At 71.9% G+C, this 24,159-nt stretch carries 17 protein-coding genes and 2 pseudogenes; 7 read left to right on the top strand and 12 right to left on the bottom strand.

Translation table 11 applies throughout. The features are described from left to right. Nucleotides 1-12: 12 nt before the first annotated feature. Both ACZ4SA_RS06585 and ACZ4SA_RS06590 read right to left on the bottom strand, forming a co-directional pair. Nucleotides 13-219, bottom strand: a pseudogene (locus ACZ4SA_RS06585) (AMP-binding protein); the annotation flags it as partial. Further along, entirely contained in the window at nucleotides 216-1,892 is a 1,677-nt protein-coding gene (locus tag ACZ4SA_RS06590) for an AMP-binding protein (protein WP_468270506.1), read from the bottom strand. The pseudogene ACZ4SA_RS06585 and the gene ACZ4SA_RS06590, both read right to left, overlap by 4 nt. Before the next feature lie 117 nt (nucleotides 1,893-2,009). Here ACZ4SA_RS06590 and ACZ4SA_RS06595 point away from each other — a divergent pair. From ACZ4SA_RS06595 to ACZ4SA_RS06615, 5 genes and pseudogenes are all read left to right on the top strand, one after another. Continuing rightward, nucleotides 2,010-2,290 (top strand): annotated as a pseudogene (locus tag ACZ4SA_RS06595) (helix-turn-helix domain-containing protein); the annotation flags it as partial. Nucleotides 2,291-2,576: 286 nt separating this feature from the next. After that, nucleotides 2,577-2,978, top strand: coding sequence for a CU044_2847 family protein (locus ACZ4SA_RS06600; protein ID WP_468270508.1), 402 nt, complete (start codon nucleotides 2,577-2,579; stop codon nucleotides 2,976-2,978). Between the two features lie 2 nt (nucleotides 2,979-2,980). Beyond that, entirely contained in the window at nucleotides 2,981-5,164 is a 2,184-nt protein-coding gene (locus ACZ4SA_RS06605; protein ID WP_468270510.1) for a VMAP-C domain-containing protein, read from the top strand. A gap of 72 nt (nucleotides 5,165-5,236) precedes the next feature. Next, a complete protein-coding gene (locus ACZ4SA_RS06610) occupies nucleotides 5,237-6,316 on the top strand; it encodes an AAA family ATPase (protein WP_468270512.1) in 1,080 nt (359 codons plus the stop codon). A gap of 6 nt (nucleotides 6,317-6,322) precedes the next feature. Further along, on the top strand, nucleotides 6,323-9,583 hold the full coding sequence (locus tag ACZ4SA_RS06615; protein WP_468270514.1) for an SAV_2336 N-terminal domain-related protein: 3,261 nt from the start codon (nucleotides 6,323-6,325) through the stop codon (nucleotides 9,581-9,583). Between the two features lie 374 nt (nucleotides 9,584-9,957). Here ACZ4SA_RS06615 and ACZ4SA_RS06620 read toward each other — a convergent pair whose 3' ends face one another. Together ACZ4SA_RS06620 and ACZ4SA_RS06625 are read right to left on the bottom strand one after the other, a co-directional pair. Further along, nucleotides 9,958-11,442, bottom strand: a complete 1,485-nt coding sequence (locus ACZ4SA_RS06620) for a pyridoxal phosphate-dependent aminotransferase (protein WP_468270516.1) — start codon at nucleotides 11,440-11,442, stop codon at nucleotides 9,958-9,960. Between the two features lie 127 nt (nucleotides 11,443-11,569). Further along, nucleotides 11,570-12,058, bottom strand: a complete 489-nt coding sequence (locus ACZ4SA_RS06625; RefSeq protein WP_468270518.1) for a hypothetical protein — start codon at nucleotides 12,056-12,058, stop codon at nucleotides 11,570-11,572. Nucleotides 12,059-12,425: 367 nt separating this feature from the next. Between ACZ4SA_RS06625 and ACZ4SA_RS06630 the strand changes: the two genes are divergently transcribed. Then, on the top strand, nucleotides 12,426-13,265 hold the full coding sequence (locus ACZ4SA_RS06630; protein ID WP_468270520.1) for an SCO2400 family protein: 840 nt from the start codon (nucleotides 12,426-12,428) through the stop codon (nucleotides 13,263-13,265). Nucleotides 13,266-13,368: 103 nt separating this feature from the next. On the opposite strand, the gene ACZ4SA_RS06635 is transcribed toward ACZ4SA_RS06630, so the two are convergent. The 7 genes from ACZ4SA_RS06635 to ACZ4SA_RS06665 all read right to left on the bottom strand — a co-directional run bounded on the left by ACZ4SA_RS06635 (nucleotide 13,369) and on the right by ACZ4SA_RS06665 (nucleotide 21,763). Continuing rightward, the gene (locus ACZ4SA_RS06635; RefSeq protein ID WP_468270522.1) at nucleotides 13,369-14,139 is read right to left on the bottom strand and encodes a hypothetical protein; all 771 of its coding nucleotides are present in this window, start codon (nucleotides 14,137-14,139) and stop codon (nucleotides 13,369-13,371) included. Then, nucleotides 14,136-14,762: an RNA polymerase sigma factor gene (locus tag ACZ4SA_RS06640; RefSeq protein ID WP_468270524.1), complete on the bottom strand. Its 627-nt coding sequence runs from the start codon at nucleotides 14,760-14,762 to the stop codon at nucleotides 14,136-14,138. Before ACZ4SA_RS06640 ends, ACZ4SA_RS06635 begins: the two co-directional genes overlap by 4 nt. Before the next feature lie 106 nt (nucleotides 14,763-14,868). Further along, nucleotides 14,869-16,020, bottom strand: coding sequence for an XdhC family protein (locus ACZ4SA_RS06645; RefSeq protein ID WP_468270526.1), 1,152 nt, complete (start codon nucleotides 16,018-16,020; stop codon nucleotides 14,869-14,871). Between the two features lie 44 nt (nucleotides 16,021-16,064). Next, nucleotides 16,065-17,546, bottom strand: a complete 1,482-nt coding sequence (locus ACZ4SA_RS06650; protein ID WP_468270528.1) for an NCS2 family permease — start codon at nucleotides 17,544-17,546, stop codon at nucleotides 16,065-16,067. Between the two features lie 310 nt (nucleotides 17,547-17,856). Beyond that, nucleotides 17,857-20,232: a xanthine dehydrogenase family protein molybdopterin-binding subunit gene (locus ACZ4SA_RS06655; RefSeq protein ID WP_468270530.1), complete on the bottom strand. Its 2,376-nt coding sequence runs from the start codon at nucleotides 20,230-20,232 to the stop codon at nucleotides 17,857-17,859. Between the two features lie 2 nt (nucleotides 20,233-20,234). Further along, complete coding sequence (locus tag ACZ4SA_RS06660) at nucleotides 20,235-20,870, bottom strand: (2Fe-2S)-binding protein (RefSeq protein ID WP_468270532.1); 636 nt, start codon at nucleotides 20,868-20,870, stop codon at nucleotides 20,235-20,237. A 2-nt stretch (nucleotides 20,871-20,872) separates the two neighbouring features. Then, nucleotides 20,873-21,763 carry an FAD binding domain-containing protein gene (locus tag ACZ4SA_RS06665; protein ID WP_468270534.1) on the bottom strand — a complete coding sequence of 297 codons (891 nt, stop codon included), beginning with the start codon at nucleotides 21,761-21,763 and terminating at the stop codon, nucleotides 20,873-20,875. Nucleotides 21,764-22,059: 296 nt separating this feature from the next. Here ACZ4SA_RS06665 and ACZ4SA_RS06670 point away from each other — a divergent pair, with 296 nt between their 5' ends. Further along, nucleotides 22,060-23,748, top strand: a complete 1,689-nt coding sequence (locus tag ACZ4SA_RS06670; protein ID WP_468270811.1) for a PucR family transcriptional regulator — start codon at nucleotides 22,060-22,062, stop codon at nucleotides 23,746-23,748. Nucleotides 23,749-23,761: 13 nt separating this feature from the next. On the opposite strand, the gene ACZ4SA_RS06675 is transcribed toward ACZ4SA_RS06670, so the two are convergent. After that, nucleotides 23,762-24,073, bottom strand: coding sequence for a UBP-type zinc finger domain-containing protein (locus tag ACZ4SA_RS06675; RefSeq protein WP_468270536.1), 312 nt, complete (start codon nucleotides 24,071-24,073; stop codon nucleotides 23,762-23,764). Nucleotides 24,074-24,159 lie beyond the last annotated feature (86 nt).

Consider the following 24,159-nt stretch of genomic DNA (forward strand, 5'->3'; position numbering starts at 1 on the left):
GCGGCCTGCGCAGCCTTTCGCGACCCCCGAGCCGAGGAGTCCGCGCGTCGGCTGGTCCACGGCCGCGTCGCACTCGGCGTACGTCCAGCGGGTGCCCGCCGCCACATCGACCAGCGCCTCCCGCTCGGGGTGGGCGGCGGCCGTGCGCGCCAGGTTCGCGCCGATCGTGTCGCCCAGCAGTGGGGGTCCGCCCACGCCGTGCGTGTACGAGAGAGTCATCGCAGGTCACCTTCCATGTACTCGGCGGCGGAGCCCTCCGCCGTGCGCTCGCGCAGCTCGATGCGCCGGATCTTCCCGGACACCGTCTTCGGCAGCTCGGCGAACTCCAGCCGACGGATGCGCTTGTACGGAGCGAGGACCGCACGCGAGTGCTCGAACAGCAGCTTCGCCGTGTCCGGCCCCGGCTCCCAGCCCTCGGCGAGCACCACATACGCCTTGGGCACGGCCAGCCTCAGCGGGTCCGGCGCCGGTACGACGGCGGCCTCTGCGACCGCCTCGTGCTCCAGCAGGGCGCTTTCCAGCTCGAATGGACTGATCTTGTAGTCGCTGGCCTTGAAGACGTCGTCGCTCCTGCCCACGTACGTGACGTACCCGTCGTCGTCGCGCGCGCCGATGTCCCCGGTGCGGTAGAAACCGCCCGCCATCGCCTCCGCGGTGCGCTCCTCGTCTCCGTGGTAGCCGGTCATCAGGCCGACCGGCTGTGTGGACAGGTCGATGGCGATCTCGCCCTCGAGGGAACCCGGCCGGCCCGTGGCCGGGTCGAGGAGTTCGACCTTGTAGCCGGGGCTCGGGCGGCCCATGGAGCCCGGCTTGAGCTGCTGACCGGGGCTGTTGGAGACCTGCACGGCGGTCTCCGTCTGGCCGAACCCGTCACGGATGGTGACGCCCCACTCGCGGCGAACGGTCTCGATGACCTCCGGGTTGAGTGGTTCACCTGCGGCGACGACCTCCCGCGGGGGCTGCTGCAGCCGGCTCAGGTCGGCCTGGATCAGCATCCGCCAGACCGTCGGCGGCGCACAGAAGCTGGTGATCTTCTCTCGGTCCATCTCGGCCATCAGCCGGCCCGCGTCGAAACGGGTGTAGTTGTGGATGAAGACCGTCGCCTCCGCGTTCCACGGCGCGAAGAGATTGGACCAGGCGTGCTTGGCCCAGCCGGGCGAGGAGATGTTCAGATGCACGTCACCCGGCTTGAGACCGATCCAGTACATGGTCGCCAGATGGCCGACCGGATACGACACATGGGTGTGCTCGACAAGCTTGGGCCGCGCGGTCGTGCCGGAGGTGAAGTAGAGCATCAGCGTCTCGTCGGCGCCGGTGGGGCCGTCGGGCTCGAAGCTGCCCTCGCTCGCGTACACGCCGTCGTACGACAACCAGCCGCCGCTCTCGCCGCCGACGACGATCCGTGTGTAGTCGCCGGGGACCTCGTCGAACTTGTCCGTGTCCTCCGGGCGCACCACCACATGCCGCACCCGGCCCCGCTCGATCCGGTCGCGCAGGTCGGCCGGGCCCAGCAGCGGCGTCGCCGGGATCATCACCGCACGCAGCTTCATCGCGGCGAGCGCGGTCTCCCACAGTTCGACCTGGTTGCCGAGCATGACGAGGATGCGGTCGCCGGGCCGCACGCCCTGGGAGCGGAGCCAGTTCGCGGCCTGTCCGGACCGGGCGGACATGTCCGCGAACGAGAACCGGGTGTTGCGTCCGTCCTCCTCGACGATCTGCAGCGCGGTGTTGTCGTTGCCCGCGGCAATGACGTCGAACCAGTCGAGCGCCCAGTTGAAGTGCTCGAGGCGGGGCCAGACGAAGCCCTCGTACGCGGTCGCGTAGTCCTCCCGGTGCTGCAGCAGGAAGTCCCGGGCGGCCCGGAACCTCTCCGTCGCGCTGCCAGACGTCATGTGTCCTCCTCGTTGCGGGACCGGCCGTACCCATCGTGTAATCGGCGACGTATATCTCACTACCCCCGTTCGGGGGTGACGTCCCCGCCCCCCCGGGGCGGCATCGGAGGGAGGTCGCCGAGGATCGAGGACCCGGCCCTGCGGGAGGAACTGCCGGCGGTGTGCGGCCGCTTGGCCTCAGCCTCGCTGCCCGCCGGCTCCGAGGACGGCGGGCAGGTGTCGCTCGCGCCCAGGGAGGTTGACGTGCTGCGCTGCATGGCGCCGGGCGCGACGAACGCGGCAACGGCGGAGCGGATGGGCCTGCGGCCGGAGACGGTGAAGGGCTGTCTGCGCTCGGCGATGCGGAAGCTCGGCGCCCATACCGCTTGGAGGCGGTGGTGACGGCGCGGGGGGGCGGGGCTGCTGCCGTAGGTCGCGCTGGTCACTGTCCCGGTGCCGTACGTCGCACGGGTCACCGCGCCGGTTGCCGTAGGGCCCCGAGCGTCACGGCTGCCGTACGGCCCCGAACCGGACGTCGTGCACGAGCCCCTGCCGCATACGGGTGAGTGTCCGCCCGGCGGACAGCTTCTGTCCGCAAGCGTCGGAGTGAGCCCGGTACGCAGGATGAACGTTTCATCTCAAAGCGACCCGACCGACTCCCGGTATCCGGCCCGGCAACGCCCCCCCGTCAGGCAGAATGCCGTCATGCCCGAATATCTTGAACTCGACCTGGCCGGTGCAGCGTTACGTGTGGAACTGGCCGACGCCGGAGAGCCGGCCCCCGCCGCCGTTGCCGTGGAGCCGGCCGCTCCCGACCTGCCCGACGGGTTCGGCACCGCCACTCCGGTGGCCCGCGGCGGGGCGCGTGCCGCCGCCATCGCGACGGACACCCTGCGGACCGCGCTGCGCCCGCTCGGGCAGCTCCTCGAGGAGGTGCACCACGCGGCCGTGAACACCGCCACTCCTCCGCAGGAACTCAAGGTCGAATTCGGCATCCAGATCGGCCAGGACCTCAAGCTGGGCATCGTCGGGACGAACGGCAAGGCGACGATGACCGTGAGCGCCACCTGGCAGCAGCAGAGCACCGCCGGTCCCGGCCAGGGGTGAGGATGGGCTGGTTCCGCCGCCGTACAGTGCCCGGCTCGCGCGTCGCGCTGATGCGCGGGGACAGCGCCAAGGCTGCGGGTGCCGCCGCGCTGCTGTCCCCGAACCGGGTGCTGACCTGCGCCCATGTCGTCAACGACGTACTGGGGCGTGAGCCGTTGAGCGTCGACGAGCCGGACCGGAAGCATGCGCTGGGTGTGGCGTTCCACGGGGTGGGGACGACCGCGCGTGGCACCGCCCGGCTCTCCGTCTGGCTTCCTCCACAGCAACGGGCCTCCAAAGTCGTGTGGGACGGCGACCTGGCCGTGCTGGAACTCGACGAGCCCGCCCCCGACTGGACCAGGCCCGTGGTGTGGCGGGAGATGACGGAGGGGCTCGGCCTGCGGGCCTGGCACGGTGGCGGCGAGACCATCACCTACGCCGATATCGTGGTCGGTCTCGAGGACGACGGCTGCTGCTACCTGGACGGCGAGCTGACCGGAGCCGCCATCGGCCCGGGATACAGCGGCGGCCCGCTGTGGGTGCGCTCCGACTCGACCGTCGCCGGGCTCGTCGTCGCCCAGGTGCTCCCGGCCCAGGGCGCGTTGGGCTCCCAGGACACCGTGCGCCGCGGCTGGGCGGTGCCGTGGCAGACGGTACGGAAGGAACTGGAGCGGGCGGATGCCGGCGATGTCCTCGACGCGTGCACGGTCGCCGCACCGGCCCCCGCGGGCAGGGGATGGTGCCAAGATGCCTCCCTGTCGGCCGAGTTACTGGTCCCCGCGCTTCGCGCGCTGCTCGACGACCCGGTCAGGCGGGCCGACCACTGCCGTGGCCTGGCCGCGGACATCGGCTGTGTTCCCCCGCCCGACACGGACCCCTCGGCCCCCACGCTGGACGAGTTGGCGGCCCTTCTGCTGACCGAGGAGAGAGCACTGGCCACATTGGCCGAATCCCTCGCCCCCACGGTCCGCGACCACGCCGGCCGGCAGGCGCTGAACGATCTGCTGGCGCTCGGCCGGATGGAGCAGGGCATCCGGCTGCTGTCCGTAGGCGAACACCGGCAGCTCCTCGCAGCGCTCCGTACGGTCACCGCCACCGACCCGGCACTGATCCCGCGCGCCGCCCGCGAAGCCCTGCGTTTCATGACGCTTCCCGGACCCCTGGGGTGCGCCACCCGGCTGGCGGACGCGGAGCTCGAGGGCGTGGTGCTCAGCCTCGAGGACTGCCCCGACGGGCCGGTCGGGGATCTGGGCGCCCCTCCTGTGCCTGCCCTGCTGAAGCTTGCGGCGTTCGTGGCCGCGGCCGCGTCCGGCACCGAGGCCCGCAGGACTCTGGACCTCTGGTGCGACCGTGTGGGCGAACGGCTGGGGATCAGCCGCGCGGCTCTGGCGGAGCGTCGAGCCGATGCCGCGGCCTGGGCCTCGCACCGCCCGTCGCCGGTCGCGCGGATCGTGACCCGGCTCTCCGAAGCCGGTCCGGACGCCCCCGACCGCTACTACTGCGAGACATGGCTGATCCACAAGGACGGGACGAGGGCGACGGTTCCGACCCCGAAACGTGCGCTGACCCCTGACGACATCGGCCGGCTCATCCGTGAGGCGGCGGACCGCTGCCGTGCCGAGGGCGGGGATCCGGCCTCGCAGGTGGATGTCGTCGTCGGGCGCGAGGGCCTCCAGATCCCCGTGGACGGCTGGCGGACGGGCAGCGAACTCGGCGATCTCTTCCCCGAGCTGAGCCTGGCGCTGGGCGCGCGATACCAGGTGGCCCTCCGCTGCCCCGAGGCGACCCGCCGGTCGGAGAGCGAGTTGCGAAGGCGCTGGAGTGCCCTGGGCCCGGGCGCACTGGTCGTCGACAGGCCCGCCACCACGCTGGAGCTGTACGAGCGGCTGCTGAACACCGCCTACAAGGACACCGCACGGGTCGTTCTGCACGGACCGCCGGAGCAGCGGAACGAGCTCCTGGCCATCTGCCTGGCCATGGGTGTACCGGTGGTGCTGTGGGACCGGGCGGCCGACTCCCATGAGGACGCCGGCCGGCTGGACGACCTCGACCCCACCGGCCCGTTGCACAAACTGCCGCAGCGTCTGCAGGAGTTCCGGGCGGCGGCCCTGGGGTCCAAGGGATCGTCGGCCGCCAGGCCGGTGCTGGTGTGGGACGACTGCGAGCTGCCGCTGCCCGGCCCCCTGGAACTCGCCGACCCCGCATGACCTCGCCCGCCCTCGAGCCCCTCACGATGCACCTCACGAACGACGAAGCCACGATCAAGGAACGGACACCCGATGACGGCCCACGCACACCGGCAGCACCACGCAGGCGGCGACGCGACAGGCGGCGACTGGCGGCTGTTCAAGGGCGACGGCCGGGCCCGGAGCATCACCTTTCCCGAGGCCCCGCCGTGGCGTCGGTTCGACGGCACAGGGACGGACGGTCCCGGCCGTGAACGGCCCTACCTGATCGGCCCGAAGGAGGCGGACGTCGTCAACGCCGCCCTGCTGCTGCGCAGGCCCCTGCTGGTCACGGGACACCCCGGGACCGGCAAGTCGTCCCTGGCGCATGCCGTCGCCCACGAGCTGTCCCTGGGCCGCGTCCTGCACTGGCCGGTCAACAGCCGGACCACACTGCAGGAGGCCCTCTACCGATACGACGCCATCGGCCGGCTGCGGGAGACCAACATGCGCCACGACCCGCAGGGCGGCCGGGGTGCGCCGGGCGGACATGCCGCGCCAAGCGGTCGCGGCACGCAGGGCGGCACGGGTGCGCCGGGCGAGGAGCCGGGCATCGGCTCGTACGTGCGCCTCGGCCCGCTCGGTACGGCGCTCGTGCCGTCCGCGACCCCGCGCGTCCTGCTCGTGGACGAGTTGGACAAGGGCGACGTGGACCTGCCGAACGACCTGCTCAACGTCTTCGAGGAAGGCGAGTTCGAGATCCCGGAGCTGGCTCGGCTCCCCGGGGACCAGGCCACGGTGGCGGTGATGACCGCCGACCCCGACGAGTGGACGGACGTCGTCCGCGGCCGGGTCCGCTGCTCCGAGTTCCCCGTCGTCGTCATCACCAGCAACGGCGAGCGCGACTTCCCGCCCGCCTTTCTGCGCCGGTGCGTACGGCTCGACCTCCCGGAACCGGACGAGGACCGGCTGCGCGCCATCATCTCGGCGCATCTGAACGCCGACGGCACGGACGCCGACACGGATCTGGCCGGCATGGACGAACTGATGCGGGCCTTCCTCGCCCGCAGGGCCAGGGGCGAACTCGCCACCGACCAGCTGCTCAACGCCGTCTTCCTGCGCCGGGGAGGCGTGGATCTGGACGCCGAGGGTCTGCTCGACGCCGTGCTGCACCGTCTCGGCAGGACGGTGTAGCGCACGGTGCTGGAGCGAGTCCGCAAGGTCCTGTCGGGCGACGGCGAGGACCTTGCCGCGGAGGAGCTGCTCGACGCCCTGTGGCTGGCGGCCCGACTGCCGCCCGCGGCGTCCACCGCACTGGCGCAGGTGGCTGCCGCCGCGCCGGCGGGCCGGGCGCCCCGCCCGCCCGACGCCGACACCGCAGCCGGGGACGCGGCGGACGCGCCGCACGACCCGGACGATCCGAGGCGGGGCGCGGCTCCCGACGGCCCGACGGCCGGTTCCGGGCAGCTGCCCGCACCACAGGTCGATCTGCACGCCGCTCCGGCCGCCGCGGACCATCGCCCGGCCCGGTCCGACCGGCCCGCGATGCCGGTACGTGCCCCGGGGATGAGGGCGCTCGGCACCGGCGAACTGAGACTCGGCCGGGCGCTGCGTCCCCTCAAGCACCGGCGTCCCGACGCGCTGCGCGCCGAACTCGACATCGCGGCGACGGTCACCGCGATGGCCGAGACCGGACTGCCGGAGGCGGTGCTGCGGCCTGCCCGGACCCGGTGGCTCGACCTGGCGATCCTCGTCGACGACGGCGTCTCGATGCTGCTGTGGCAGCGGCTCGCGAGCGAGATCAGGGCGCTGGCGGAGCGCAGCGGCGCCTTCCGTCATGTGCGTGTGCACGGTCTGGACAGCCGCGGCCCGGACGGTCCGCTGTTGAGCCGGCGTCCGTTCGGCGTGGAAGCCGCCACGCTGCCGATGTCGACTGTGCTCGACCCGTCGGGCCACACCCTGCTGCTCGTGGTGAGCGATGGCGTGGGCCGGGCATGGCGCGACGGCAGGATGCACGCGGCCCTGCTCCGCTCGGCCGCGACCGGTCCGACTGCCCTGGTGAACGTACTGCCGACCCGGCTGTGGGCGGGTTCCGGAATCCGTGCCGAGCCGTGGCGGGTCACGACACGTCGCCGGGGTGCGGCCAACCGGTCGTGGGAGGTCGCGGATCCGGTCCTGCCGCCCGAACTGGCGCCGTTCGACGGTGTTCCCGTGCCCGTGCTGGCCGTGCAAGCGGAATCGCTCGGCGCCTGGGCGCGGTTGATCGGCTCGCCGGGCGGCAGCGCGGTGCTGCCGCTGCTCGCGGGGCCCGGCGGCGTGCCCTCGGCCGCAGCCGACCCGGCAGCCGGCCACGGACACAGCGCGAGCACAGCGGAACGGGAAGTACTGCGGTTCCGTGAGGCCGCCTCCACCGACGCATACCGTCTTGCCGCGCATCTGGCCGCCGTCGCACCGCTGCCCGTGCCGGTGATGCGGCTCGTGCAGCATGCCGTGTCCCCCGCCGCCGACACCTCCCACCTGGCCGAGGTCTTCCTCGGCGGCCTGATGCACAGCGCCGACGGCGGGGAGAGCCTGCCGCACCAGAGGGCGTTCGACTTCTCGGAGGAGACACGGCGGGTCCTGCTGGGCACCGTCGCGCCGTCCGAACTGGTCCGTACGACGCGTGCCGTGACGACGCAGCTCACCGAACTGGCCGGCTCACCGGCCGGCTTCCCGGCGTGGCTGCCGCACCCACAGGGCACCGAGCGCGTGCCGGCGGGCAGCCGCCGGCCGTTCGGCTGGGTGGACGCGACGGTGATGCGCCGGCTCGGGGTCTCGCTTCCGGGCACGCCGGAGCCGACAGCTCCGGCCCCGGGCGGCGGCGAGCCGTTGCGGGAGCTGCCGCCGGGCTTCGAGCTGAACGAGGACTTCACGGGCTGGCAGCGTCTGACCGTGGCCGACCCCCGGTTCGACGCTTCCGGCTCGATGCCGTACGAGGTGTTCGCCGAACATCTCGGCGGCTGGTCACGCGCCGGCCTGTTCATGGGCCACGACGGGGAGGGCCGGATCCTCGTCGTCCGCAGGCCGCAGGTGCCGCACGCGGCCGGCCTGGTGGCCACGGAGGTCGCCGCGCTGAAACGGATGGACGGCGCGTACGCTCCCCGGCTGCTGGCCTGGGACACGGGGTGCCCGCGGCCCTGGCTGGCCATGGAGTGCGCCCTCGACGGCCCGACGGAGACGGCGCCCGACCTGCGTGCCTTCGCGGAGCGGCACGGGCTGCTCCACGAGGGCGGACTGCTCACTGTCGCACGGCAGTTCGCGAACGGCCTTGCCCGGGCGCACCGGAAAAGGCTGGTGCACGGGTCGCTGACACCCGGCAGCGTGCTGATAGCGGGCCGCGAGGTCCGGGTCGCGGGCTGGATGACGGCGACGGTGGACGGCTCGGTCAGCCCGCATCGTCTGCTCCACCGGCACAACGTCCGCTACCGGGCCCCGGAGCTGCTGGACGCCGGTGCCGAGCCGACGCCCGCGTCGGACATCTACGCCTTCGGCCGCATCCTCGTGGAGACGGTGACCGGCGACTCGACGGGGGTGCCTCTCGGACCGAGTGACGTACCGGAACTGCCGCTCGACCCCGATGTCGCCGACACACTGCGGGCCTGCCTGGCCCACGATCCGGCCAGACGGCCGACCGCCGAGCGGCTGCGGGACATCTTCAACGCCTCTCTCCACGCACAGCGTCACGCGCAGCCCTACCGGCTGCGTGTGACCCTCGGCCTCGACCGCTCCGGCCTGCCCGTCCACCTCGACCTCGAGGGCCAGGACCGGGGAGGGGACGGTCCGCACGTGCTGTGCGAGGCGCGGACGACGGGCAAGGGCAGAAAGCTGCTGGGCCGGATTCTGCGGCAACTGATCCGGCAGAACCCGGAAGGCGTGAAGCTCGTGCTCGCCGATTTCAGCGGCAACACGGCCGCGTTGGTTCCGCCGGACGCACTCCCCGGCAAGTACGTCGGACTCGGTGGAGCGCCGGCTCGCGCCCTCGACCTTGCGGACCGGATCAACCGCGAGCTCACCCGGCGCGAGGACCTGCTCCACCGCGCCGACTGCCCGGACGTGGCCGCCTATGAGTCGGGGACCGTCGGCATGAACCGTCGGAAGCCGCTGCCACGCCTGATCGTGATCATGGACGAGGTCACCCGTCTCCTCCCGCTCGCACCGGAACTGCGCACCGCGCTCACCCGCACTGTGCAGTCGGGCGAACGGCTCGGCATGCACCTGCTGTTGTTCACCAGCGACCCAGGACGCGCATGGCTCGAGGGCCCCTTCTGGGACCTGTTCTCGACACGCGTCCGGCTGCTGGTGACCGACTTCCTCCCGGTGCCAGTACAGGGGGGCGGTGGCGAGGAGGACGGTTCCCTCCATGTCGCCGACCGCCGCTCCGTCCGGTTCCACGCGAACAGGGGAGGCGAACCACGCGCCTGAGCAGCCGCGCGGCGGCGTACGACGGCGTTCGGCGGCTCAGGCGGCTCGCAAACCGACCGGTTGCGGACGAACGGGCAGGTCGTGCGCCGGCAGTTCCCCGCCCGGCCACTCCGCCACGACGGGACAACTCCCGCGCACAGCGGCGCCGGACCCTCATGGGTCCGGCTGCGACGTCACCCCGTCGGTGCTGTGTCCGAAGGCTCCGTCGGACCGGACCGCCACACGGCAGGCGGCGTCCCGTGCCGGCTGCCGGGCACCGGTGGGGCCCACTCGAATCGGACTCCGTACTCCTGCTGCAGGAACCAGCCGCTCACGTGGTCGAGTCTGACGTCAGCCGGGTGGAGGGGGCACCTCCGGCCGGGGGGACAGCATGCCTACGCCTGAGCGATCAGGCGGTCCACCGCCGCCGTGCCCGATGTGTAGTCCGCGGCCATCGCCCCGGCCGAGACACCCGGGCGGGCGGTCTGGGCGGGTGACAGGCCGCGGGCGGCGAGCGGCTGCTGATCGAGCAGCGGTTGCGCCAGCGCGATCTGCGCACTCTGCTGCGGCAACGGCTGTGACTGCGACGGGACTTGCGCGAGCATGGGGGCCGGCGTCGACTGCTGGACCGGCATCTGCGGCAGCGGCTGGGCGGCCTGGGGCTGCTGGGCCTGGGCATGCGGCTGGGCCGGCACCTGCGCGAGCATCGGCTGCGGCGGTGCCGGCTGGGGCGGCGGCGCGGACCTGGTGCGTCCCCCGTAGAGCACCTGCTCCATCGCGGAGACCAGCCGCTCCGCGTCCTGCTCGGGGCGCACCACCAGCCGTACGAACCGGCTCGAGCTGCCGATCTTGTTGCCGCATTCTCGTATCAGGACGGCGTGTTCCGCGAGCAGCCGGTCGCGCAGGACTCCACCGTCGGCGCCCTCGGGGAGGCGTACGTAGACGAAATTGCCCTGCGAGGGGTAGACGGTGAGGCCGGGGAGCTGGGAGAGGCGCCAGATCATCTCCTGACGGTCGCGGCTCACCCGCAGGAGGCTTTCCGCGTACTCCTGCCGGTGCTCCTTGAGCATGAACACCACTGTCTCCGCGAACGAGTTGAGATTCCACTTCGGCAACGCGGCCCGCACCTTGCCGGCCAGTCCGGGGTTGGCGACCAGATAGCCGAACCGCACGCCGTGCAGACCGAAGTTCTTCCCGAGGCTGCGCAGCACGATCACGTTCGTCCGCAGCACGGCCTCAGCCGCGACGCTCGTCTCCGCACCCTCATCGGCGAATTCAAGGAAGGACTCGTCGACCACGACCAGGTCCAGGTCCTGGAGCTGGTCGAGCAGCGAGAGGACCTGTTGCCTGGGGAGCAGGCCGCCGTCGGGGTTGTTGGGGTTGCAGATGACGGCGACACGCGAACCTCTGGTGCGTATGAACTGCACGAACGACGCGGGGTCGAGGGCGAATCCACGGGCTTCCGGGAGCAGCAGCATGTCCACCCGTTTGCCCGTCTCCATCGGCTGGTCGGTCCAGCGGCCGAAGGTGGGGACGGGTACGGCCAGTGACTCGCGGACGAGCAAGTGGTCGATCCACGTGATCAGTTCGGTGGAGCCGTTGCCCATGGCGACGGTCTGCGGATTGAGGCCGAGCAGCTGGCAGAGCTCGGCGGTGATGGTGTCCGCGCTGCTCGGGTAGTACGTGAGGATCTCGCGGAGCCTGCTGCCCAGCTGGTCGAACATGGCGGGGGTCGGGAAGTACGGGTTGCAGGGGATGCAGAAGTCCACGATCTCGCCGGCCGCACCGCCACCCGCCCGGTTCAGGGTGAAGTACGACGGGCTGTGCGCGGTGGACGCGCGGAAGAGCGCGGTGACGTTGCTGCCGTTGCTGCCGGCCAAGACGTGCCTCCCCTGCCGTTTGGCGGCCCGTGCGGATCCACACGGGCCGCCCACAGGTACGGGCACCGTCCGTCCGCTGTTCAACGGACGGGGTCCCTGTCCGGTGTCCGGCGGACAGAGCCGGCGGCTATCCGCAGGCCGCCCGCCGCGGCGCCTCGTGGCCCGCGGTCGGCCACTGCGGTATGCCATGGCGCGCCGTCGGCCGCTGCCGCCCGTGCAGCAGGAGGTAGAACCGTTCGACGGACTCCATGGGCCCGTCCTCGAAACGTTTCACGACCTTCCCGAGCGGATTCCACACCCGCCCGTCCGGCATCCGGACCCCGACGGGCTGGTCGAACAACTCGCGCTGTGAGGCATCAAGGTCCACCCAGCTCGCTCCGGCCCGTCGGACCATCACCTCGCCGGCATAGGCACCGAGCCCCTGAAGGAAGTGGTCGACTCCCGCCCGCGCCGGTCTGCCCCGTCTGAGTCCGTCGACGACGAGATCGACGAGTCTCAGGCTCACCACGGTGTAGTCGAACGGCAGTCTGCTGCGCTCGCTCATCTCCGCCACGAACCGTGCGGTGTAGCTCCGCATACTTCTGGCGCCCGGCAGTTCCACTGGGCTCTCTTCCACGGCACCCGCCTTTCCACGATGGCCTCTCCGGTTCCAGCGGAAGCGCTGCGCGGCACGTCACGGGTGACACAAGTGGCTGTTCTCACAGAGGAATCGGCGAGCGGCGTACAACCCTTGCCGGGTGTGGAGCGTCCGGGGCGCAGTGGTCCGTGTCCGCCGTACAACGTGGGCCCGGGTACGTCCCCTGTGCCCCGAGCGCTGATTCCGTCAGCCGGTCAATCTTTCCAAAAGCGTCACAGGGGCTGCGCATGGCCTTCGGCGGGCGCCGTTAGCGTTGCTGGCCGACCGGCCCCGATCGCACCACGTGACGAAAAGTGAACAGGTCGCCGATGTCTCTGGCGGCGCAGTCAGCACAGAAGGTTTGCCCATGGACTACTGCTCCGCATGTCGTCGGCACCTCAACGGGGCCCTGGTGTGTCCAGGGTGCGGCGCCTACGCGCCGGACATAGCCCCGCCCGCACAGCGTGACGAGGGGGCGGGGGCGGCGGCCGCTTCGAGCTGGGAGCCGTTCGGCGCGCAGGAGTTCTCCGCATGGGAGCCGTCCCGCGGCACGGCCGCCCCTGACTCCGATGCCGCGCCTGCGGCGGAGTCCGCGCCGGCGAGCAGCCCCGAGCACACCGCGGCGCCCGGAACAGGACGGGCGGCGCGGCGGCGACAGCTCGCCCGCTGGAAGAAGAGCAGGCGCAGGGCTGCGGCCGGGACGGCCATCGCGCTCGTCGGCGGCGGGATGACCGTCGCCGCACTGCAGACGGCGTCGTCCAAGGACCGGGCCCACGCGGCTTCCGCACCGGACACGACTGCTCCGGACTCGGCCCGGACGAACCGGCCCGCCCTCCCCACAGCGGAGCCGGACAAGCCCGCCACGCGAGCCCCGCATGCCCAACCGTCCGCGACCGCCGTCCCGCGCCGGCAGACCGTGACCGTCGCGGCGGCGGACCCCGCGACCACGACCCGGCCGCCGCGCGCCGCACGCGGGGCGGCCGAGGAGTCGAAGGCCTTGCGGTCCGACGCGCCGGCGCCGCAGACCACCGGCCCGGCCGTCCGCCCGGCTGCGCCCGCAACGGTCGACCCCCCATCCGGATCCGGGACGTCCGGCACCTCGGGCGACTCCGGCGCCTCCCGCCCGGAAGAGCGGACGCCGGCGCCGGCGCAGACGGGCACCACCTCGCCCACAGAGGTGTGCCTGCTCGTCCTCTGCATCGGCTGAGTTCGCCGGCCGAACCGGGGCTGCCCGGTCCGCTCAGCGCCGGGCAGCCCCGGTGTCGCTTCGGGCCTGGGCACGCCCGCGTGGGTGACGGCCCAACGCCTGCCTAGGAAGTCGGCCCAGGTGTCGCGGGACGGCCGCTGTCCTCGTCGGCCCGGCCGTTGCCGGGCGACGCGGGCTTGGCGCCGTTCCCCGGTTTCGACGCGTGCCCCGTCTGCGACGGCTTGGGGGGCCCGCTCGCCAGGAGGCGGGCGCAGTATGCCTCCACCGCGTCGGGGCCACCGGCCGCCGCTTCGAGGCTCCGGCGTACGGCACTGTCCATGGCGTCGCCGTTCCCCTGCCCGTTCTGCTCCCCCGCGTTCCCGTTCCCCTCCGCCGCTTTGTATGCGCGGCAGTGGGCCCTCTCGTCCTGGGCCGTCGGCGGGCGGTCTTCCTCCGCCTCCGGCGACGGCATGCCGGCGGGCGCACCGGCCGTCGGCGCCGCGGTGGCGCTGTGCTGCGCGGGGGCGGACGGCACGGCGCTGGGGGCGGGGTGCGGTGTGGGGGACGGAGGCGGGGATTCGCCGAACGGGGCCGGGATCGCTCCGGCTGCCATCGCCACCCCGCCCAGCATGACCCCCGCGAAGAGCGTGCCGACCCCGGCCTTGACCCACCGGATGCGTTTCCGCGGCTCGGCTGGTCGCCAGTCGTCGGCCGGGCGGCTCGGCAGGTCGAGAGCGCCCTCGTCGCGGGCCGCGCGGAAGGCCGCCAAGGCGTTGTCCGCGGCGTCGGGGGCGACGGGTGCGGGGCGCGCGGCGGCGGCGAGCAGCTCATCGAGAGTCGGCGGCTGCCGCTCGGCCCCGGCGCCCATGGCACCTCCAGGTCGGTTTTCGGTCATCTCGCCCCTCCCAGCGAAGAGGAGTCCGAATCTGTTGCACGGCCGCGTCCGAGTGACAGCAGGTGCTTCTCCAGCCGCTTGAGTCCGCGGTGGGTGGCCGAGCGAACCGCTCCCGGGCGCTTGCCCAGCACGCGGGCGGCGGCCGGCCCGTCGAGACCGATGACGGTCTGCAACAGGACCGCTTCGGCCTGCTGCTGCGGCAGTTCCGCGATGAGCGCCAGGGCCTGCCGGGTCGTGACGGTCTCGAGGGCCTCTTCCGCCGTGTCCTGCCGGGCGGGCAGTTCGGCGAGGTCGCCGGCGAGGAACGTCCCGCGCGGGCGGCTCCTGAGCCGGCGCAGATGGTCGATGGCGCGGTTGCGCGCGATGCTCGCGGTCCAGGCCCGGAAGCCGGCGCCGTCGCCGCGGAACCGACCGAGGTCGCGGGCTATTTCCAGCCAGGCGTCGGATGCGACGTCCTCCGCGTCGTCCCCGACGAGCCCGCGCAGATATCCGAGGAGCGGCGGGTGGACGGCCCGGTACGCCGTGGAGAAGGCGGTCTCGTCACCCCGTTGTGCGCTCGCCACCGCATCGCCGAGCTCCTTGTCGTACGTCTCCGTACGCCGGCTGCCCCGCCCCTTGCCCACTGGCCCCTCTTCGTCCTGACGGCACGGCGGACCCGTGCGCAGTCCCCCTACTGATCAGCGCCATGACTCAGAGAATCGTCACAGGTGAACGGCACAGCTGCCCTCCCTACGCGACCGATCCGATCCGTCCGGCCGGAGCGTCGGGACCGTCGTGGTGGATGGGCGTGTGGGCGCCGGTGAGTGAGACTCCGGAGCCGCCGCGGCGGTTCGCCACGATCTCCGCACCGATGGACAGGGCGGTCTCCTCCGGCGTACGGGCGCCGAGGTCGAGGCCGATCGGTGACCGGAGCCTGGCCAGTTCGAGTTCGGTGACGCCGACGTCGCGCAGCCGCCGGTTGCGGTCCTCGTGGGTGCGGCGAGACCCCATCGCGCCGATGTACGCGACCGGCAGTTTCAGCGCGAGCTCCAGCAACGGCACGTCGAACTTGGCGTCATGGGTCAGCACGCACAGCACCGTACGGCCGTCGACCTCGGTCGACTCGAGATAGCGGTGCGGCCACTCGACGACGATCTCGTCGGCGTCCGGGAAGCGGATCGCCGTCGCGAAGACGGGCCGGGCGTCGCAGACGGTGACCCGGTAGCCGAGGAACTTGCCGACGCGCACCAGCGCCGACGCGAAGTCGATCGCGCCGAAGACGATCATGCGGGGAGGGGGGACGCTCGACTCGACGAGCAAGGTCAGGGGCCGGCCGCAGCGGGAGCCGTCCTCGCCGATGACGACGGTGCCGGTGCGTCCGGCGTCGAGCATCGCCATGGCCTCGGCGGCCGCCGTACGGTCCAGCTCCGGGTGGCCCCCGAGACTCCCGTCGTACGTACCGTCGGGGCGTACCAGCAGGGCTCGGCCCGCGAGATCCGCGGACCCGTCGGTGAGACGCGCGACCGCCGCCGCCTCCCCACGGGCGGCGGAGGCCAGCGCGGCCGCGAGGACGTCCCTGGCGGGGGCGTCCACGTGGACCGGGGTGACGAGGATGTCGATGACGCCGCCGCAGGTCAGGCCGACGGAAAAGGCGTCCTCGTCGCTGTAGCCGAAGCGCTCGAGGACGGTTTCGCGGTCCTGGAGCGCCTGTTGGCACAGGTCGTACACCGCGCCTTCCACACACCCGCCGGAGACCGAACCGATGGCCGTGCCCTCGCTGTCGACGGCGAGGGCGGCGCCGGGCTGCCGGGGCGCGCTGCCGCCGACGGCGACGACCGTGGCGACGGCGAACGAACGGCCCTGCTCGACCCACCGGTTCAGCTCTTCGGCGATGTCCAGCATGTCGGTCTCCTCATGAAGAAAAGGTGTGCGGAAGGCGTCGGTCGTTACTTGACTCCGAGCCAGCCCTCGATCGGGTGCAGCGCGAAGTAGGCGAGGAAGACGGCGGCCAGGACCCACATCAGCCAGCCGATGTCCCGCGCCCTGCCCTGGACGGCCTTGATCAGCACGTGGGAGATGACTCCGGCCGCGATGCCGGCGGTGATGGAGTAGGTGAACGGCATCAGCACGGTGGTCAGAAAGACCGGGATGGAGGTCGCCGAGTCGTTCCAGTCGATGTGCTTGGCGTTGGTCATCATCATCGCGCCGATGACGACGAGGGCGGCGGCCGCGACCTGGGTCGGGATGACCTGGGCGAGCGGGGTGAAGAAAAGGCAGAGCGTGAACGCGAGGCCGGTGACGACGGAGGCGAGGCCGGTACGCGCGCCGTCGCCGACGCCGGCGGTCGACTCGACGAAGACGGTCTGGCCGGAGGCGCCGGCCACACCGCCCATCACACCGCCCGCGCCGTCGATGGCGAGCGCCCGGTTGAGGCCGGGCATCTTGCCCTTGTCGTCGGCCAGGTTGGCCTGCTGGCCGATGCCGATGATGGTGCCCATGGCGTCGAAGAAGCCCGCCAGCACCAGGGTGAAGACGATCACTCCGACGGTGATGCCGCCGACGCTGCCGATCCCGTCGAAGGAGACGGCGCCGAAGAGCCCGAAATCGGGGCTGGCAACGATGGAACCGGTGATCTCGGGCGCGTTCAGGCCGCCCCAGGCCGCCTTGTCCAGGCCTGCGAACTGGTGGACGGCCGCGGCGAACACCGTGCCGCCGACGATGCCGATCAGGATCGCTCCGGGGACCTTGCGGACCTGGAGCATGAAGATCAGCAGCACGGTGACGGCGAAGCAGAGCACCGGCCAGCCGGTCAGCATGTCGCTGGTGCCGAGCTGGATCGGCTTGGCGCCGGCGATGCCGCCCTCACCGGGCATGGAGGTCACGAATCCGGCCTGGACCAGACCGATGAGACAGACGAACAGGCCGATCCCCATGGTGATGGCGTGCTTGAGCGCCAGCGGGATCGCGTTCATGATCAGTTCACGGAGACCGGTGACGACGAGCAGGATGATCACGGCGCCGTAGATGACGCACATGCCCATCGCGTTTTCCCAGGTCATCTCGGGCGCGACCTGGAAGGCCATGACGGCGGAGACGCTGAGTCCCGCGGCCAGGGCGAGCGGCACATTGCCGAGGAGGCCCATCACGATGGTGGTCGCGGCGGCGGCGAACGCGGTCGCGGTGGTCAGCTGATCACCGTCGAGCCTGTTGCCGGCCGCGTCGGGCACCGACAGGATCACCGGGTTGAGCAGGATGATGTACGCCATCGCCATGAAGGTGGTGATGCCGCCACGCACTTCCCGGCCGAGGGTCGAGCCTCGCTGGGTTATGTGGAAGTACCGGTCGAGCCAGGAACGGCCGGCGGGCCGGCGCGAACCTGCGCCGGCGTCCTCCGCCGTCGTTCGCGGCTCAGTGGACTGCTGGGTCATGGTGCCTACTCCCAAGGTTCACAGGGGCACCCGCCGGTGGAGAGTGGAGATGGCGGGATTTGGGAAATGCTTCGGCTGCACGACCCGGGGGACGGCCCGAGACGAACTCGCTCTGCGGGGTCTTGCTGTACTGCTGCGCGGGGGTGGTGCCTGTGGGGGTTGTCCGCTGTTGAGGTTGTGCGCTGTGGGGGTGGTGAAGCGGCCGCGAGCGGTGCGGCACTTCGTTTCTCCGGGCGGTGCGGACACGTGAGGAAGGTGACGTTTCCTGTGGAGGCATGGCGCGCACCGCCCGGAGAGTTCGGGGGACCGATCAGGTACCGGTGAGGTGCTCGGGGCGCACCGGTGTCCGGTCGAGTTCCAGTCCTGTCGCGTTCCGGATCGCCGCGAGCACGGCCGGGGTGGACGACAGGGTGGGGGCCTCGCCGATGCCGCGCAGCCCGTAGGGGGCGTTGTCGTCGGCGAGTTCGAGCACGTCGACCGGGATGGTCGGCGTGTCGAGGATGGTGGGGATCAGGTAGTCCGTGAAGGACGGGTTCCTGACCTTCGCGGTCTTCGGGTCGACGATGATCTCCTCCATGACCGCCACGCCCAGGCCCTGGGTGGTGCCTCCCTGGATCTGGCCGATGACGGACAGCGGGTTGAGCGCCTTGCCGACGTCCTGGGCACAGGCCAGCTCGATGACCTTGACCAGGCCGAGCTCGGTGTCCACCTCGACGACCGCGCGGTGTGCGGCGAACGAGTACTGGACGTGTCCGTTGCCCTGTCCGGTGTGGAGGTCGAACGCCTCGGTCGGGCGGTGGCGCCACTCGGCCTCGATCTCCACGGCCTCGCCTTCGAGCACGTCGACCAGGTCGGCGAGGACCTCGCCGCCGTCGGTGACGACCTTGCCGCCTTCGAGCAGCAGCTCGGCGGTGGCCCACGCCGGGTGGTAGGTGCCGAACTTGCGGCGGCCGGTCTCGAGGACCTTCTCGCGGACCAGCTCGCAGGAGTTCTTGACCGCGCCGCCGGTGACGTACGTCTGGCGGGACGCGGACGTGGAGCCGGCGGAACCGACCTGGGTGTCGGCGGGGTTGATGGTCACCTGGGTGACACCGAGTTCGGTGCGGGCGATCTGCGCGTGGACGGTGACACCGCCCTGGCCGACCTCCGCCATCGCGGTGTGCACGGTGGCCACGGGCTCTCCGTTGATGACCTCCATGCGCACCCTGGCGGTGGAGTAGTCGTCGAAACCCTCGGAGAATCCGACGTTCTTGATGCCGACCGCGTAGCCGACGCCACGTACGACACCTTCACCGTGGGTGGTGTTGGACAGGCCGCCGGGCAGGGCGCGCACGTCGGAGCCCTCGGTGGTCTCCCACTGGCGCTCGGGGGGCAGCGGGCGGGACTTGATGCGGCGCAGCAGCTCGGCGACCGGGGCGGGCGAGTCGACCGGCTGGCCGGTCGGCAGCAGCGTCCCCTGCTCCATGGCGTTGAGCTGCCGGAGTTCGACAGGGTCCATGCCGAGGGCCTTCGCCAGCTTGTCCATCTGCGCCTCGTAGGCGAAGCACGCCTGGACGGCGCCGAAGCCGCGCATGGCACCGCAGGGCGGGTTGTTGGTGTAGAGCGCGATCGCCTCGATGTCGACGTCGTCGATGACGTACGGCCCGACGGACAGGGAGGAGGCGTTGCCGACGACGGCCGGGGAGGCGGAGGCGTAGGCGCCGCCGTCCAGCACGATCCGGCACTTCATGTGCGTGATCTTGCCGTCGCGGGTGGCGCCGTGCTCGTACCAGAGCTTCGCCGGGTGGCGGTGGACGTGACCGAAGAAGGACTCGAACCGGTTGTAGACGATCTTGACGGGCTTGCCGGTGCGCAGTGCCAGCAGGCAGGCGTGGATCTGCATGGACAGGTCCTCGCGGCCTCCGAACGCGCCGCCGACGCCGGAGAGCGTCATGCGGACCTTGTCCTCGGGCAGGCCGAGGACGGGCGCGATCTGGCGGAGGTCCGAGTGCAGCCACTGGGTGGCGACGTACAGGTCGACGCCGCCGTCCTCAGCGGGCACGGCGAGACCGGACTCGGGGCCGAGGAATGCCTGGTCCTGCATGCCGAAGGTGTACTCGCCCGAGACGATGACGTCGGCGCGCTTGGCGGCCTCGTCGGCGTTGCCGCGGACGATGGGCTGGCGGTGCACGATGTTCGGGTGCGGCACATGGCCGGCGTGATGGTCGTCGCGGCCCGGGTGCAGCAGCGGCGCGTCGGCGGCGGTCGCGGACGCCTCGTCGGTGACGACGGGCAGTTCCCTGTACTCGACCTTGATCTTGGCGGCGGCGCGGCGCGCGGTCTCCGGGTGGTCGGCGGCGACGATGGCCACCGGCTCGCCGTGGTGGCGTACGACGCCGTTGGCGAGGACGGGGGTGTCCTGGATCTCCAGGCCGTAGTTCTTGACCTCGGTCGGCAGGTCCTCGTAGGTGAGTACGGCGTAGACGCCGGCCTGGGCGAGGGCCTCGGAGGTGTCGATGGAGACGATCTCCGCGTGCGCGACCGTGGAGCGCAGGATCTGGCCCCAGAGCATGTCCTCGTGCCACATGTCCGAGGAGTACGCGAACTCGCCGGTGACCTTGAGGGTGCCGTCGGGGCGGAGCGTGGACTCGCCGATGCCGCCCTTGGTCTTCTGGGTGAGGTTCGTGGGTGTACCGGTGGTCGCCATGGTCAGACCGTCGCTTCCTGATGTCCTTGAGGTTCCTGACGGGCGGCCGCGAGTCGGACGGCGTCGAGGATCTTCTCGTAACCGGTGCAGCGGCAGAGGTTGCCGGACAGGGCCTCGCGGATGTCCTCGTCCGACGGGGACGGGTTGCGCTCCAGCATCTCGTCGGCGGCGACCAGCAGGCCCGGGGTGCAGAAGCCGCACTGCACGGCGCCGGCGTCGATGAACGCCTGCTGGATCGGGGAGAGCTCGGTGCCCTCGCCGGTCTGCGAGTCGGTGCCCTTGGCCGACCTCCCCCAGACTCCCTCCGGGGGTGCCCCCTGCTGGGCGTTCTGGAGCGAGGTGCCCTTGTCGCTGCCGCAGGCGCCACTGGCACAGGACTGTTCCCGCTGCTTGGCGAAGTCCGCGAGACCCTCGACGGTCACCACCTCCCGCCCCTCGACCTGACCCGCGGCAACCAGGCAGGAACAGACGGGGACGCCGTCGAGTCTGACCGTGCAGGAACCGCATTCGCCCTGCTCACATGCGTTCTTGGAGCCGGGCAGGCCCAGGCGCTCCCGCAGGACGTACAGCAGGCTCTCGCCCTCCCAGACGTCGTCCGCTTCCTGCCGGCGTCCGTTGACGGTGAAATTGACGCGCATGGTTATGCAGCTCCTTCAAGGGTGCGGGCGGTGCCGCGGTACTGCTCCCAGGTCCAGCCCAGCGTGCGGCGGGCCATGATGCCGACCGCGTGGCGGCGGTACTTCGCCGTGCCGCGCACGTCGTCGATCGGGTTGCAGGCGCCGGCGGCGAGCTCGGCGAACTGCTTGGCGATCGACGGGGTGATGATGTTCCCGCTCTCCCAGAATCCGCCTTCTTCGAGCGCGGCGTTCAGGAAGTCCTCCGCGGCCTTCGCCCGCACCGGGGTGGGGGCGGCGGAGCCGATGCCGGTGCGCACGGTGCGGGTCTCGGGGTGGAGGGCCAGACCGAACGCGCACACGGCGATGACCATGGCGTTGCGGGTACCCACTTTGGAGTACTGCTGCGGGCCGTCCGCCTTCTTGATGTGCACGGCCCGGATGAGCTCGTCGGGGGCGAGGGCGTTGCGCTTCACACCGGTGTAGAACTCGTCGATGGGGATCATCCTCGTGCCGCGCACCGACTCGGCCTCGACCTCGGCGCCCGCGGCGAGCAACGCCGGGTGGGCGTCGCCGGCCGGGGACGCGGTGCCGAGGTTGCCGCCGACGCCGCCGCGGTTGCGGATCTGCGGGGAGGCGACGGTGTGCGAGGCGAGCGCGAGCCCGGGCAGCTCGGCGCGCAGGTCCTCCATGATCGCGGTGTACGGGACGGAGGCACCAAGCCGGACGCTCTCGCCGCCGACCTCCCACTCGGTCAGCTCACCGATGCGGTTCAGGTCCAGGAGGTACTCCGGCCGGCGGTGGTCGAAGTTGATCTCGACCATCACGTCGGTGCCGCCCGCGATGGGGACAGCGGTGGGGTGCTCGGCCTTGGCGGCGAGCGCCTCCTCCCAGCTGGCGGGGCGAAGGAAGTCCATGAGTGGCTCTCTTCTTCTCAATCGGGGTCGTTCGTCGCAGTGGGCCCGGGACGGCCGGCCCTCGACTTGTTCAGTGCCCTCGTTCATGTGCTGTTCACGTGGTGTGGTCCAGTACACAAGGCGCGATCCGGCCGGTGCAGTCACCGAAACCATGAAGGAGTTGGCTGGCCGCCTCCCTCGTCTTGTAGATTCGAACGAAAGACGGAGATCAGCAACCTCGCCGTTTCCCCCTGGAAATGCAGGCCAGAGATCTCTGGCCACGACCGGCAACAACGAGACAGATCGGCGGCGACGAGATGCGGCTGCGCGCACTGCTGGAGAACGATGCGCTGGGGCTGCGGCTGCTCGGCGGCGAGGACGAGCTCGACCGCGGGGTGCGCGGCGTGATGACCACGGACCTGCGCGACCCCAGCAGGTACCTGTCCGGCGGCGAGCTGGTCCTCACCGGTCTCGCCTGGCGGCACGGCGCGGAGGACTCCGAGCCGTTCGTCCGCATCCTGGCGGGCTCTCAGGTCGCGGGGCTCGCGGCGGGCGAGGCCGAGCTCGGGGACATCCCCGACGATCTGGTCCAGGCGTGTTTGCGCCATCGGCTCCCCTTGTTCGCCGTGAACGAGTCCGTTGCATTCGCGACCATCACGGAGTACGTCGTACGGCAGGTCTCCGGCGAACGAGCAGGGGACCTCGCGGCCGTCGTCGACAGACACAGGCGGCTGATGACGTCGGGTCCCGCGGGCGGCGGACCGGACGCCGTCCTGGACCTGCTCGGCTCCGATCTCGACCTGCGCGCCTGGGTCCTGTCCCCCACCGGGCGGCAGATCGCGGGCGTCGGCGACGGGCTTGTGGCCGAGGTGGGCCAGGTGCTCGCCGGTGAGCACCTGGCCGCGGTGCGCACCGGGCGGCGGGCACCGTACCGGGTCGTCGTGGGTGGCGTGACGTACTCCCTCTTCCCGATCCGCAACAACGGGCGCGGCGCCGCGCCCACCGTCCGCGACATGCGCGAGAGCGTGCTTTCGGACTGGCTGCTGGCCGTGGAGGCCGACGCCGGGGACTGGCCGGCCGCCCGGCTCGACCTGCTGCAGGGCGTCACCCAGCTCATCGCGGTCGAACGGGACCGGCGCGAGGCGGCCCGCACGGTACGGCGCCGACTCGCGCAGGAGGTGCTGGAGCTGGTTCAGACGGGCGCGGCCCCCGCGGAGATCGCGGCGCGGCTGCGGGTCGCGGCACCCGTACTGCTGCCCGGCCTCGGCACCGCGCCGCACTGGCAGGTCGTCGTGGCCCGGGTGGACTGGGGGGCGGACGCGTCCGTCGAGACGGGGACCGCGGCCCAGTCTCTCCTCGAGGAGATCCTCGTCGACCCGTCGGCGGCCGGACCGGACTCCGCGGACCGGATCGCCGTCGCCCACAGCGGCGAGGAGGCGATCGCGCTGGTGCCGCTGCCGGCGGTGGGCCTCGGCGGCGTCGAGGCGGACGAGGCGCCCTCGTCGGAGGCGGGGCTGCACGCCGACGCGCTGCTGGCCTCCGTACGCGCCCCGCTCACGGCGGGCCTCGCCGGCGACGGGCGCCTCACGCTCGGCGTCAGCGCCGCCGTGCACTCGGCCGAAGGGCTGCGCGGCGCCCTTGAGGAGGCCCGCCACGCCCGGCGGGTGGCCGCGGCCCGCCCGGGCAGTGTCTGCGCCGCGGGACACCACGAGCTGGCCTCGCACGTGCTGCTGCTGCCGTTCGTGCCGGACGACGTCCGCCGGGCGTTCACGGCCCGTCTGCTGGACCCGCTGCGGGACTACGACCGCCGCCACCGCGCGGAGCTGATCCCCACGCTGGAGGCCTTCCTGGACTGCGACGGCTCCTGGACGCGCTGCGCGACGCGCCTGCATCTGCACGTGAACACGCTGCGGTACCGGGTGGGCCGCATCGAACAACTGACGGGCCGCGACCTGTCGCGCCTGGAGGACAAGCTGGACTTCTTCCTGGCGCTGCGGATGAGCTGACGGCGGTGCCGGGTCAGCCTGCGCGCGCCGGCGGGGCGTCCCCGATCTCGAAGGCGACCTGGTCTGCGTAGCACCACCACCAGCTCTCGCCCGGCTCGTAGGACCGGATGACGGGGTGGCCGGTGGCGTGATGATGCGCGGTCGCGTGCCTGTTCTGCGAGGAGTCGCAGCACCCGATGTGGCCACAGGTCTGGCACTCGCGCAGGTGCATCCACGTATCGCCCTGCGCGACGCACTCGGGACAGCTGTCGGGACTGTCGGGGCTGACGTCCCGGACCTGATCGAGATGCCGGCAGACCCGGCCCGCCGTTTCGCTGGTCATCATCCACGGCTCCTCGCCTCGACCACCGCCCCGTGAGTGACACCGCGGCCCGTCCGGCCTGCCTCCCCTCGCCCTGCGGGCGACGCCCC

Source organism: Streptomyces sp. NPDC027962 (assembly GCF_055566095.1).